We start from the raw sequence: 12,613 nt of genomic DNA on the forward strand, positions 1-12,613 counted from the left end.
CTTTTTTTGGTCGAAAAGTAAGACTACCACATGTTGGTAGCTGACCTCCTTCCGACCTATCCCATTACATGAGTGTTGCGGTTATTATCTGAATTCAGGAAATATTACATTTTCCTCAATTGATTCAAGTTTAGACATTGTTAATAATGCAGCGAAAGATATAGGTATACTTAGGAGCTTCGTTGTTATGTCATTCAATGCTTTTGATAAGGATGAAGCGATTTCGACCTCCACTTTGGCTAATTCGCTTCTGACACGGTTGAATGCAAACCCACTTATATAAGTCTCGTAACTTTGTTTGTATTTTTGTAGTAGGGTCGGCCATTCTTGTATCAGATAGGAAAAAGAGGAACAGGCTTCTGGCGTGGACTCAATTATATCGGCCAGGCATAAACGAAAAAGGCCTGCTTTCTCTTGTGCGTGAGTCTCTTCGCTACTAATTGCCGTAGCTATTTCCTGTATCGTCGATATATCTATCTCAGGACCCGCAAGATCGCTCATCCGAAATTTAGTATCTAAGACTATTGGTTGATGAGGTTTAGTCTCGCTCTCTGGGACTATAAAGACTAAGCGAAACGTATCAGAGGTACTTTTTTCGTCGTGGTATTGTGCTATTACCGATAGGCATTCAATTACCTGACACAGCTTTTGTAGCCGTTGCGACGTTTGTGAGCATGAGACCTCGTCGTTAATGAAATCTTCGTCCGACACGTAATAGAAATCGGGTGCCGAGCCTTTGTATATACTAGTTCTTGACTCCAACAAATGGCAATAGTCTCGATAAAACGGTATTTGACCGTTTGTAGATAAAAGCCAGCGTATGCTGATTTCGTCTCCTACCTTAAGAGCTTGATCCGCACGTTGTTCTTTACCGTTTACTAGTACTTCATCAAACCTACCACATGATGGACTCAGCGCTTGACAGTCTTTTATTGCATCGATTATCTCGGTACTAGCAATAGCCGTTGCTGAGAAGCTGTTCTTCTCAATTAAGCTTGGCTTACCAAATGCTCTGTATAGCGTGACTATGGTTTGTAGCTGAGTCTTTTGTGACTTGATTGGCATTTTTATTGTTCTAATAGAGTTCGACGGATTTCATCAGACAATTCATTAATCACGATTCTATTGTTTTTTTTGTCGAACCAAATCTCTGCATTCTCATCGTCTCCCAACGAGTGCTTCTCGAAAGATAGCTGCCAGTTTGATGACTTTAACTTCGTCTTCGCATGTTTGTTTACAGTAGCCAAATGCACTCGAAATTCGCCAGGTAATTGGGTGTCTTCACTATTTAACTCACTAATGAGTGCGCTCTCAAGTTCATTTTTTTCGTCATCGCTGTAGGTTGCCGGAAAATACCTTCTCGCTAGGGCTGCTAAGTCTCCAATTGTCGCGTTTTGCTTTTCTTCAGCGCACTCTCGCAAATAATCAAAGACTGCCGATTTCAGCTCTCGTTTTTTTGGCGTTAGTGCACTATTGGACTGGAAAAAATTTGCCATTTCCCGACATGCCGTGTCCGTAGCTCGGCTTGCAGCAACACCACCGCTGCAACCTAGGGCCTTGATAAAATAACCGGAAGCACTTTGATTTGTCTTGGGACTAACAAAGCTCAAATAACTCAACTGTTCCTTTTCATCAATGTCTTGAGTTTCCCCATGAAGAAGGTAGCGCTCGATATTTATTCTTGCTGCTTGGTGCAGCTTATTTAAATCTAGCTCTTGAATACCAATAGGCTCAAGGTTGTCATTAAGCTGAATCCCGTCTCTTTGCTTGATCATGGCTATTAGTAAAAATGGTTTGTTATCGCTGGTATAAGATGCGAAAAGGATGTATCCGCCGGAGGCGAAGTTAACGTCTCGCGCTTTACTTTGAAGAGATCGCATAGCCGTAACTGTCATATCGATAAATTGTTGTTCACTTTGGTTACTGCTTCTAAACTTTTCAAATGAGGCTGGGAAAAACCCCTTTTCTTCCGGCGATTCTGCGAAGGTTCCGAAAATAGCGTTGTTATCTTTGGTTCCATATAAGTTAATTACGCCGTCAATCAGCTTCCGCACTGCTTTTGATTCGCAATTGAGAGTTGCATCCCTCAAAATAGGCTTTTCGATGGGTTTTTTAGATTCCTTCCGAAGGTGATGAATTACTGCGTGTTCATATTCGATAGCCATATTTGTCCCTAAAAATCAGATAACGGAATGATTATTTTTAACCAGACTAGGGTTATTAATGGTGCAAATCAAATACTTATTTTGATATTAACGACTATCGCTGGGGTTTATCTACAGTGGGTTTGGGCGACTACGTGGCCGCCCAAATATCTTTTATTGGTTACACTCCGACCATTCAGTCTCACCAATCTCCTTACACTCGACCTCAGATGTCCCATCAGGGAATGTCGTCTTACGTCGCCAGGTTGGCCCTTCTGGTGATGTGTAGACTCGTTGAGTATCGACTAGGTTCTCACCATCCATCACGCGAGTGCGTGTTTCAACGGACGCGAACGTTTCCAGAAGCGTGGCGGCATCATAGTCTTCTGACATGCTGAATTCATATGAGGTTGCGTCAGCCAGAATTGAGTCAATATTCAACTCAGTTTTGCGATCTTGGAAGTCCTTCATATAGTCAAACTGCGTAAACGCGCCAGCATCGTTGTCATACGGTAACGAGTATGTATAGCTCTCGCCCAGGTTTTGGTCCTGGTTCGTAATATGACTAACAGTGATACGCTTTGAGCGAATATCGATGCAGCTGTCGTCGTTGTTAGTGATTTCCACCTTTTCGGTTTCAGTCGCATCGGCATTGGCGATGTATTCAAAGATATCGGCGGTGTTGCAGGTTTCATTGAAGTACGCGACTTCAACGGATGCGTCACCGATGGTTTTGAATGATGAACGTCGATTGTACGTATAAATGACGTCAAAGCGTTGTTCAAAGTCATCGCTTACAATTTGTGTCTTAGCGCTGACACGGGCATTGTCCGACCATTCACCGTCAACCGTATCGGATGCCGGGGTAAAGATGTATTCCTCACGAGCCCAGTCCTCACCCTCTTTCAAGTAGCTAATCAGCGGCACTGCGTTGGGGCTTTCATCGGTAATGGCTTTTGTCTCTGCCAGAGACATCTTGAGGCCTTTCACGATTTTCTGAGCTAGGTTATAGGCATCCGTATCACCGGAATCGACGAAGTCACTATAAATGGTCTCTTGCGAGATGTTGTAGTCTTCAACAATTTTAGCCAGTGTCTGGTCCATGCGGTCCTTGAACTGTGAAATCAGCTCGTTGTTATTGAGTAGCTGTTCACACGCTAGCACGGGGTCAGCATTACCGTCTTCTAACGCAAAGTCATTCTGAAAGGTTTCCCACAGAACTGACGTCAAAGGCGTGATATTGGCACTGTCGAACGCATCTTCGTTAATCGGTGGAAGCGTCATGGTGTATGCCTCTTCGACTTCACCTAAGTCCTCATCAATGGCTCCAACGGGCACGTCAACGACGATAGGCGCATAGGTAATGCATTCCTCGACACTTTCATCAATGTCGGTGAGCTCCAGTTTGTAGTCTCCGGCATCACTAGATTCGCCATTAGGCTCGCCGTCATCGAGTTGGCCGTTGCCATTAATATCAACGAATACTGTGGCTCCCTTAACGTAGCCATCAATCACCTTACCACTGATAGTAGGGCCGCTGGCCGTATTGTCACCACCGCCATTATCACCGCCACCACTGCCAGTATCAGGTGGTGTCGTCGTATCCGGTGAATCACTTCCACCGCCGCAAGCGGTTAATGCAAGCACTGTCGTTAGTGCGAGTGCTAATTGTGTTAACTTCATAATGTATCCTTCACGTTTATTCCATTCGCTTTCGCTATTTTCGAAGTTGCTCGTCGGTATAACCGCGAGACTTAAGGATTTGGCGAGCGACGGCTTTGTCTTTTGAGTCAACCGTTGAGGCCCAAGAGCTGTCTTTCACCATTTTGAGAAGCTCCGAGTCGCTTTTTCGCTTTAGTTTACTTAAGCGATTGCTGACGTCCTTCGTCTGCTTTGTGCCTTCGGACAGCGCCTTCTTGCCTAAATCAAATATTGCGTCCCAAAATCCCATGACCGTATTCCTAATAAAAAAGCGGAGTGAGTGCTCCGCTGTGTTATTTACTCATCATCAACCTTGCCATCACCATCACAGTAAGGGCATTCAATCCGTACACTTGAGTCGCCTCCACAGGTGGGACAGCTTTCTGGATGTGGACCGCCGCCGTAATCCAATGGACAAGGAATCTCACCGCGACCTCGACATTCGGGACAGTTAACTTGTGACACTTTATTTCTCCTTTTTAGATTAGTGAGCCTAAAAAGCATCTCAATGTTTACTATATGAGTCAATAGGTAGCTTATAGAGCGTTATTAGTTCTTCGTCTTGGTGTCAAGATTAACGAAATCCCAAACGGTGTGAACGTCAATGGACATCAAGGCTGCATTTGGAAAAGCGGTGAAGTTGAGAAGAGTAGAGATAGATCTGTCACAGGAAGATATGGCAAATAGCGCTGGGATGGCGCGCTCGTTTATCTCTAAAGTCGAGCGAGGCGATGCAAATCCCTCTGTGACTTCTGTAAAGAAAATTGCTGATACCTTGGGGGTGTTGCCTTCAGATCTGTGGCTAAAAGCTGAGGGCTACCTATCAAAATAATGTATCGGATTTAACGCAACTAGTTTTTGATAATCAAGTTCACGCTGCTTTTGCAACTCACGCTCATAGTCATCCCAAACGTAGCCAGGGGCAGTAAGGCAACAGCGCTCGTAGCTCTCGTCAACAGCGCCCCTTAATATTGCCATCCATCGGTGATTGTCTAACCCTAGCTCCGTTCTCGGCAGCCTCTCGTGAAGAGAGCGCTTACAAGAAAATGCGTTCAAAAGGATTTTTTGCCGAGTGAAGGCTAGAAAAAACACGTACTCAAGCCTCTCGTTATTATAGGTATCTTTAAAGTGGCTCCATAGTGCTGGGTCATCCGAGTCAATGGGATACTTGCTTAAACGAAGGTAAGTCAATGCCGTTACGAAAGCGGTATCGACTAACTGTTCGTAGTTCTCTACCCAGCGACATTTTCGTAGGGTGATGGCATAATCGACCGCCACCTGAATGGCATCCGCTTCGAATAGTCCGTGGCTAATGCACCGACTTCTTTGGTTTACCTCTTCGCATACTGCTGAAAGCTTATCCATATCTACCGGCAATGCGTGGTGTCTGTGCAGCCGGTGGTGAACTTCCTGCAATTGAGCAGGGGTGAACGTATGGATCCACATAATTGTCTCCAGATGGTTTGTGTTTGAATTTTAAGGTGTTAGGCAGGGGGGTAAGCTGACTCTAATATGGAATCAGCTTCGGAGTGTTAGTTATCGTGTTCTTTAGTCGTCCTCGTTTTCATTATTCTTCGGTGCTTTGTCTACGTCAGTGACGTTAAGTTGTTCCGCAATGGTGGAAGCATCGTTCGCTGCAATGCGTTTATTAGACGTAATATTTAGTTGCCCCTCGTTCAGTTGGACATAGCTGTTGAGATATTTCTTCAGCGAGCGAATGCCAATTTGGGTATGCAATCCTTTGATTATCTTATCTATTCGCGTGGCTGAGGTGTTTGCTATCGCTTCGATGAACAATGGATAAATAGTGTCTGGCATGTAATATCCGTGGGACTTCAGATATACGGTTACTACGCGAGCCAGGTATTGATAAAAGCGCTCAGCTGACTCTGGCTCTTTGGGCGCCAGTTGGGCCGCTTGATAGGTAAACGACGCAATGTAAACAAACGGGTCTGGCGCATCCATAGCGGCGATTAAGTGCTGCAATGTCACATGTCTCAATCGGTGAGTCACGGTGAGGTCACAATCACTATCCCAGTCCGACGCGTTCAATGAGCTTTTTACAGCATCCAGAAGTTCTTTCGTGATAGGCGTCACATTGAGCTCTGCTATCGCGACTCCGGCTTGATACGCTTCATTTAATCGAAGTTCAATCATTTTTTTTGAGGCGTGGTCATAGACTGAAACGCAAGGCATGTATGTGCGGCGAAATCCTGTATCTACATAGCCTTCTTGAGGATCGAATATCAAAACGTTACTCCTTGTTTTGGGTAGACTGGAGTAATCGAATTGATAATTAGTGGTGGTTAATTACCCCAGCATGAAAGGGTGACATTACTTGTTTACTTTATTAGATTCAACGGGTTAGTCGTTAACGTAGTTGTCCCACTGAACGCCTTTGCATCCTGACACAGTGAAACTTTCTCTTAAGCTCCTTAAACCCGTTATAAGTGGTCCAAAACGAATCGGTGAGTGAATCCTCCGCTTTGTCATTTCAAGGGCATCACCTGCTGTTAAGGACTCGCTCGAATTGCTTATGATGGTCTTGGCGTGCTCTAACATGAGTCGCGGTGCAAACTTATCAACCGTTGTCCATTCGTCCCGCATGACGTTGAACAATATTTGGTCATTGCCTTTCATGGGGATGCCATACTGATTCAAAAATAGCAGGCACACAGCAAATGCAGTTTCTGCGGCACGGTTGGTATCCTCTGTCCACTCGGTGTGTGCTAAGCGAATAGCGTACTCAGCGGCAATTGAGAATATCGAGTCTAAGTTAACGGTGTAATCAAAATACTCACGGTCAACAGTGCTGCAAATATCGACAAGCTGAGCAAAGTTGGGCTGGTGTGTCGCTTCGCGATGCATCCCCTTGTGTATTTTGACGATGTCCATGGGTTTGACTAGGCGTAAAATCATAATGGTCTCCAATTGATAAGTGGCGGCGAGCTGCCGCCATTGAGGAATTTGGGGTTAGCAGTTCATGTCTGGAATGGCGTCGCCGCGCTGGTCTGCAATGCGTTTCATAATCCACTCGTCGACTTCTGAGTCTATCCAGGCGACATTTTTGCCAAGAATTTTGACCGGCTTTGGAAATGTGCCTTCGTTAATCATTTTGTAGATTGATGTGGTGCCCAAGCCTATGCGCTCTTTAACTTCTTTTAAGCGTAAGAATCTCATTGTTATTTCCTCTGATTGGTTTATCTCAGAGGATTCACAGGGGCTGTAACGAATAACCATGAAAAACGAAACCACTGGATTTCAGGCCTATATCACGCACGTGCATTCAAGAATCGAAAACATGGAGACACAAAATGCACGAGCAAAATGCTGAGTATGTAACGAATGGGCCGATGACTGAGGTTGATGTGCTGAATAAAGCGTCTGAGATCCTCGAGACGAAGTTTTTGAAGGGGGAGGGCTTCACCAGTCCGTCTGCTGCAAAAGACTTCCTGAGATATAAGCTGGCGCATCAAAAGCGTGAAGTGTTTGCTGTCATGCTGATGGACTCACAGCATCGCCTGATTGAGTATAAGGAGTTGTTCTTTGGGACCATTAACGCCGCCCCGGTATATCCCCGTGAGGTGATGAAGGAAGTGCTTCAGCAAAACGCTGCCGCCATCATCCTGGCGCACAACCATCCATCAGGTGTGACAGAGCCATCGGAGGCTGACAAGCGTGTGACAACGCGTATTAAGGACGCGCTCAATCACATAGACGTCCCCGTGCTTGACCACATCGTAGTAGGCCAAGACACGGTTTCGTTTGCTGAAAGGGGATTGTTGTAGTTGCACTGTCGCTAAGCGCGTAGAAGAGGTTATCCCTGGGCCTTTTCTACGTTGCTTGGTGCCTTATGCTGGCGCTTTATTTTTTGCATTGCTGCTGTAAAACGACTGACGCTTACCCTGGTACTTGGTCGTGCCTTCTTTGCATAGGTAGCTGAAGTGCAGGAATGCGTCTCTGTGTACTGGGTCGTCAGTACTGAGTGGCCCTTGCAGTACCCTAAACACGGGTTTCGATGTGTGAAGCAGCGCTACGGGCGAATCAGCTGATAACCCATGCGTCTTGAGCCATGCTCGTCGGATAATCTGACCCAGCTTAGTAGGGTCCTCATGGCTTAAGTTACCGACCGGATACAACGTGTCTTTATTGGTGAATAGTACGACGTGATAGTGCTCTAATTCGCACGCCTCAGTCTGTTCAACCTTAGCAACGTATTCGACGTCCGTTGGATAAACACGTTTGCTACGGCGGTTTAGGGACTTTTGATAGCTTGCAATGCCTGCCTTAACTCTCTCTATAAACTCCGTTATCGGATTACGTTGAAGGTACGGATTCGTATGAGCAGGTAGATGCAAGTCAAACTTCACTGCTAATACTCGCTTATGGTTCTGTAGCACTCTCTCCATGACCGTATGTAGGCGGTCTACGTATGGCAGAATGTATGGTGCATTTGCTGTATGTAAAGCAAAGCCCTCATATTCAGCATCATAATGTAGCGTGTGGTTATGGTTGTTAGCGTTACGTTTTCTCATTTCAGACCTCGTGACCGTTATTGATTCATAAGAGATCTGATCCTGTAATCTTTAACCATGAGTCAGGCGTTAAGCTTAGCGGCTTACCTGTCACTGGCTAAGCATTAGTTACTAAACGTACCAATGAATGATGCACTGATTGATAGTAGTGAAGGTTGTATATATTACTATTACCAACAGTTGCTACTTGCGTGATAGCTTATGCTTTTGATAAAAACACAAGCACTGGCCAGCGTACTCAGTTCGCCATTATTTTGATAGTATAGAAAGCGAATGGTTGCCCTACGCTACTGGGTTTACCTATGCTTCCCTAAAATTTATGACACCAAAGGCGCTTTACTTCGCTATCTATAATAAAGATGGAGAATGCGTTTTGAATGTGTTTAGAATGCGTTATAAATGAGTTGCGTATGCGCGAAGGGTGTGTTTTTTATGTGCGATTGGTGCGTGACCGGCAGGTAAATTTTTCAGAGTGGGGTCTATTTTGGCAGTTCATGATAAGGGTGAGGTAGTACCAAAATCGTTGCTTCCGAAAGATGAAGCCCATTGGTGCTGGTTGTATAAACAGTTAGTTATGGAGGGAAATATAAAACCGACTGTGGGTACGACGACACTTAAAGAAAGAGTGCGAGAGATTGATAGTTATTACCGAACTCTGCCTAAGGAATCTAAACCAGGATCGCCCAGTGGTCCACAGATTGCCCGTCATTATAACGAGCAATATGACTTGTACGGTCTTAAACAAAGTGATTTAGATTGGTTTTCAAATAAATCTGTTGGGACTGAGTGGCTCTATTTGGTGTGGTTAAGTGTAATCAAATCTAAACCTCGACAAGTACAAGCCGATCAAAATCAGTCTATATACGAAGTTGCTAGCTACCTTGATGCTGAAGTTGAGTTATCAGGTGGTTTAGGGTTTCAGCTGCAAGCTGGCGGAGATGTGTGGGTGAACCCTGATTACAAAGACATGGGCCTTGAGTTGCAGCCATATAACCGAGAGCAACTAACCTTATTGGTTATCGACTTCTTAAACCTTTGTCACGCTGAAATCGATCAGAAAAGGCACTACATTGCACACATTAAGAGAATAGTCGATGCTGCTAAGCAAGAGAATTGGCTGCCCTTTATCAAAGAAGCACAACCGAAGTTGCTTGATTGGCTCTGGGTATACCTTAGGGGAACAGATAGCAAAGTTAACTCTCGATATCGGATGCCTGGAAAGGTGAGCGATCACTTGGATACGTTTCGTGTTGAAAGATTAATTGCAGAATTCTCGCTTTGGGGTCGGGGCGTCGCGGAAAAACGAGTTATCCATGAGAAAGTTAGGTCAGCCTTTCAAAGAAAGACTCGTCAGGTTGAGAACGCGTCGACGAAGATCCGCAAAAACTTTACATTATCACACGATACAGCAGATATGCTTGATGAGCTATGCAAGGGCGAAAAGTCGCAATCTGATTTTCTAGACCGATTGATAAGAGAGAAATATCGTGAGCTTTGAACTGCTAATAAAGACAAGCAGTGATGATACTAGGCAGATACAGCTAGCAAACCCAATCCCAAATGAAACCTATCAAAGTACGTTGTGTTGGTGGGTTAAAAGGTGGGTGAAATGCAATTTTTAAGAGGTAATTCCTTTTATAGTTATGTTTTATAAGAGCATTTTAAAAACAAACAATATTCAGATCCAGAACATCGAGTAAGTCGCGCCTTTGGCGCGACCCAGCCCAACCCAACCATCTCCTAGCGATTTAATGATTCGTCCACGACGACGGCATTAATCGTGCAATCAACAAAATGTTTGGCAACGAACACCCCCCGATCCTAACTTGATGGAAGATAGAGCACTTAAGCGCACATAATTTACGCTGTACGTTTCACCGGTAAGTATCGGTGCTTGGATTCAGTTGCGCTGTTCTTATGTAAGGAGGTATTAGGAAGCTTGCTTTTAAATTAATATAAGATAAAATGGTTAACCTAATAGGTTAATAAAAATATATGGATATACAGTTCAAATCGAGAAGACTCGAGAAGCAGCTCAGCAAAGATAAAGAGATGCAGAAGGCCTACGGAAGCAATCGGAGCAAACATCTTCGACGGGTGATGGTGTCGCTATCGGCTGCGCCTAACTTAGGTATATTTGCTCCGCCATATAGCCCGCCTAATCGATGTCATGAGCTAACTGGCAATAGAAAAGGAACTATTTCGATAGATCTCGATGGTCCATATCGATTGTTATTTGAACCTATCAACGATCCACTGCCAACTTTGCCTGATGGCGGACTAGATTGGGGTGGCGTTACAGCAATTAAAATACTGGGAGTGGAGGATACTCATGGTTAAAGTAAAAAATGAGTTTCACCCTGATTATGCGGTGCCTCCGGGCGAGATTCTGGAATATGAGTTAGAGTTTCGTGCGATGAGCCAAAAAGAGCTTTCTGACCGGACAGGCATTACCTCTAAGCATTTAATTTCAATTATCAGAGGGGACTCAGCGATAACACCGCAAACAGCGATTAAGCTTGAGCGAGTGTTGGGTATGCCTGTTGATTATTGGTTGAATCTAGAATCTCAATATCGAGAAATATTAGCTCGAAAGTCTGAGAAAAAACAGCTAGAACGCGATTTGGAGTGGCTTAAGCGTGTTCCTGTGAATGAAATGGCAAAGCGTGGTTGGATAGAAAAGCCGAAGGATAAGATGGCGGTACTAGACCGCGTACTTAAGTTCTTCGGTATTGCTAGCGTGGCTCAATGGGATGATATCTGGCCAAATTTAGCGGTTGCATATCGACAGCATCAAAAGCATGAAGTGTTTCCTGAAGCCGTATCGGCTTGGTTGAGGAAAGGCGAGCTAGAAAGCCATAAGATTCAATGTAATAAGTTTGATAAATCTGGTTTTAAGGCACTACTTTCCGACCTTCGGGCGTTAACAACTAAGACACCAAAAAACTTCGTTCCTGAATTACAACAAAGATGTGCTAATTTTGGTGTTGCTGTAGTTTTTGTGCCCGCATTACCGAAAACGAGCGTGAGTGGTGCGACACGTTGGCTAACAAAGGACAAAGCACTGATCCAGTTGAGCTTACGGTATAAATCAAATGATCACCTTTGGTTCACGTTTTTTCATGAAGCTGGTCACATTTTACTTCATGGTAAAAAGGAAATGTTTCTGGAAGGAACCAACGGACTGGATGGTAAAAAAGAGGAAGAAGCGGATAAATTTGCCGAAGAAATGCTTATACCGCGAGCTGAGTTCAACGCCTTTGTGAAAGCTCGTAACTTTTATGCCGATGATATACGCGGGTTTGCCGAAGCTATCGGTATAGCGCCAGGAATCGTAGTGGGTCAACTACAGCATAAAAAGTTTTTGCCGCAGAACTTTTGCAACGAATTAAAACAACGCTATGAGTGGGAGGGGTAAGATGTTTTCAGAGAACTATCAGCAGGTAGAAAAGAAAAAATGCAGAAGGTTTCTGAATACTTATATGATTTTTTAATTTCTCGAACACATGAAACTCAAATTCAGTATCTCAAATCAACTCACCAAGCTATGTAAACTGGACTTGCCCCGGCTTACTGATGTGAACGGAGAAAACCCTGGTGTACAGCCAGTGCTAACAAACAGCGTGCAATGTGGCTGGCAATTTCATGTCGTGCGCGATGAGCTTTGTTGGTTGGTGTTTGCGATGGAATCTTATAGCCGCTATAGCATTGTCATGCCCTACGTATTAAAACCGGTCTGGACTGAAATTGCGCGGGATTTTGATGCGTTATGGTTAGAGCATATTTTGGCTTGGTTTCGTATGGGGGGTTTTGTGCGAACAGATGCACAAATTGCCGAAGTCGTGCGGCAATTTAACACGAAGCCGGTAGCAGAATACCATCGTAACTTAGATATGAGCATTAACGGCCATTTAGCCGACGCAAAGCTTTGGCTAGAAGCCTATAAACGAGATGTTAAACCACGCCTATTCGATAGCGAACACGCCTGGCACTTTTGTGAAATGCTTAATCAGGAAACAAAACGAGTGAACAAACAACGGCGTAAAAGTGCGGAGTTTGTACCTCTTGAACGATTCTTATACGACAACCTGTACCGGTATGCGAAAGGACTCTGCGACGGTCCTATCCCGGGAACCAAAGAAGGTGACTTTCCCAACCCGCATAAACAAGGACCGGACTTGCGGTTGGTTTGATTTGTCGCGCCTTTGGCGCGACTCCGCCCAGCCTCACCAA

General features: G+C 44.6%; 16 protein-coding genes. 6 read left to right on the forward strand and 10 right to left on the reverse strand.

What is annotated here, in order from left to right:
* Nucleotides 1-84: 84 nt before the first annotated feature.
* From AWU56_RS11785 to AWU56_RS11805, 5 genes are all read right to left on the reverse strand, one after another.
* Nucleotides 85-1,065: a hypothetical protein gene (locus AWU56_RS11785; RefSeq protein WP_286682640.1), complete on the reverse strand. Its 981-nt coding sequence runs from the start codon at nt 1,063-1,065 to the stop codon at nt 85-87.
* Between the two features lie 2 nt (nt 1,066-1,067).
* Complete coding sequence (locus tag AWU56_RS11790; protein WP_286682641.1) at nt 1,068-2,165, reverse strand: nucleoid-associated protein; 1,098 nt, start codon at nt 2,163-2,165, stop codon at nt 1,068-1,070.
* Nucleotides 2,166-2,318: 153 nt separating this feature from the next.
* Nucleotides 2,319-3,827, reverse strand: coding sequence for a hypothetical protein (locus tag AWU56_RS11795; protein ID WP_286682642.1), 1,509 nt, complete (start codon nt 3,825-3,827; stop codon nt 2,319-2,321).
* A gap of 34 nt (nt 3,828-3,861) precedes the next feature.
* Nucleotides 3,862-4,095, reverse strand: coding sequence for a hypothetical protein (locus AWU56_RS11800; RefSeq protein WP_126752665.1), 234 nt, complete (start codon nt 4,093-4,095; stop codon nt 3,862-3,864).
* Nucleotides 4,096-4,142: 47 nt separating this feature from the next.
* The gene (locus AWU56_RS11805; protein ID WP_286682643.1) at nt 4,143-4,310 is read right to left on the reverse strand and encodes a hypothetical protein; all 168 of its coding nucleotides are present in this window, start codon (nt 4,308-4,310) and stop codon (nt 4,143-4,145) included.
* Nucleotides 4,311-4,449: 139 nt separating this feature from the next.
* Between AWU56_RS11805 and AWU56_RS11810 the strand changes: the two genes are divergently transcribed.
* Complete coding sequence (locus AWU56_RS11810) at nt 4,450-4,677, forward strand: helix-turn-helix domain-containing protein (RefSeq protein WP_006955914.1); 228 nt, start codon at nt 4,450-4,452, stop codon at nt 4,675-4,677.
* Here AWU56_RS11810 and AWU56_RS11815 read toward each other — a convergent pair.
* From AWU56_RS11815 to AWU56_RS11830, 4 genes are all read right to left on the reverse strand, one after another.
* The gene (locus tag AWU56_RS11815; protein WP_286682644.1) at nt 4,662-5,291 is read right to left on the reverse strand and encodes a hypothetical protein; all 630 of its coding nucleotides are present in this window, start codon (nt 5,289-5,291) and stop codon (nt 4,662-4,664) included. The genes AWU56_RS11810 and AWU56_RS11815 overlap by 16 nt on opposite strands.
* A 102-nt stretch (nt 5,292-5,393) precedes the next feature.
* The gene (locus AWU56_RS11820) at nt 5,394-6,095 is read right to left on the reverse strand and encodes a hypothetical protein (protein WP_286682645.1); all 702 of its coding nucleotides are present in this window, start codon (nt 6,093-6,095) and stop codon (nt 5,394-5,396) included.
* Nucleotides 6,096-6,209: 114 nt separating this feature from the next.
* On the reverse strand, nt 6,210-6,764 hold the full coding sequence (locus tag AWU56_RS11825; RefSeq protein ID WP_286682646.1) for a hypothetical protein: 555 nt from the start codon (nt 6,762-6,764) through the stop codon (nt 6,210-6,212).
* Nucleotides 6,765-6,818: 54 nt separating this feature from the next.
* Nucleotides 6,819-7,025 (reverse strand): helix-turn-helix transcriptional regulator, encoded by a 207-nt coding sequence (locus tag AWU56_RS11830; protein WP_286682647.1) that lies wholly within the window; start codon nt 7,023-7,025, stop codon nt 6,819-6,821.
* Between the two features lie 134 nt (nt 7,026-7,159).
* Here AWU56_RS11830 and radC point away from each other — a divergent pair, with 134 nt between their 5' ends.
* Entirely contained in the window at nt 7,160-7,633 is a 474-nt protein-coding gene (radC, locus tag AWU56_RS11835) for a RadC family protein (RefSeq protein WP_286682648.1), read from the forward strand.
* A 63-nt stretch (nt 7,634-7,696) separates the two neighbouring features.
* Here radC and AWU56_RS11840 read toward each other — a convergent pair whose 3' ends face one another.
* The gene (locus AWU56_RS11840) at nt 7,697-8,380 is read right to left on the reverse strand and encodes a YagK/YfjJ domain-containing protein (RefSeq protein WP_286682649.1); all 684 of its coding nucleotides are present in this window, start codon (nt 8,378-8,380) and stop codon (nt 7,697-7,699) included.
* A 484-nt stretch (nt 8,381-8,864) separates the two neighbouring features.
* Between AWU56_RS11840 and AWU56_RS11845 the strand changes: the two genes are divergently transcribed.
* From AWU56_RS11845 to AWU56_RS11860, 4 genes are all read left to right on the forward strand, one after another.
* Nucleotides 8,865-9,878, forward strand: a complete 1,014-nt coding sequence (locus AWU56_RS11845; protein WP_286682650.1) for a hypothetical protein — start codon at nt 8,865-8,867, stop codon at nt 9,876-9,878.
* A gap of 554 nt (nt 9,879-10,432) precedes the next feature.
* Nucleotides 10,433-10,720 (forward strand): type II toxin-antitoxin system RelE/ParE family toxin, encoded by a 288-nt coding sequence (locus AWU56_RS11850; protein ID WP_286682651.1) that lies wholly within the window; start codon nt 10,433-10,435, stop codon nt 10,718-10,720.
* Nucleotides 10,713-11,798 carry a helix-turn-helix domain-containing protein gene (locus AWU56_RS11855; RefSeq protein WP_286682652.1) on the forward strand — a complete coding sequence of 362 codons (1,086 nt, stop codon included), beginning with the start codon at nt 10,713-10,715 and terminating at the stop codon, nt 11,796-11,798. Before AWU56_RS11850 ends, AWU56_RS11855 begins: the two co-directional genes overlap by 8 nt.
* A gap of 88 nt (nt 11,799-11,886) precedes the next feature.
* A complete protein-coding gene (locus AWU56_RS11860) occupies nt 11,887-12,573 on the forward strand; it encodes a hypothetical protein (protein ID WP_286682653.1) in 687 nt (228 codons plus the stop codon).
* Nucleotides 12,574-12,613: the final 40 nt, after the last annotated feature.

It is taken from the genome of Idiomarina sp. T82-3 (assembly GCF_001577655.1).
GTDB lineage: Bacteria > Pseudomonadota > Gammaproteobacteria > Enterobacterales > Alteromonadaceae > Idiomarina > Idiomarina baltica.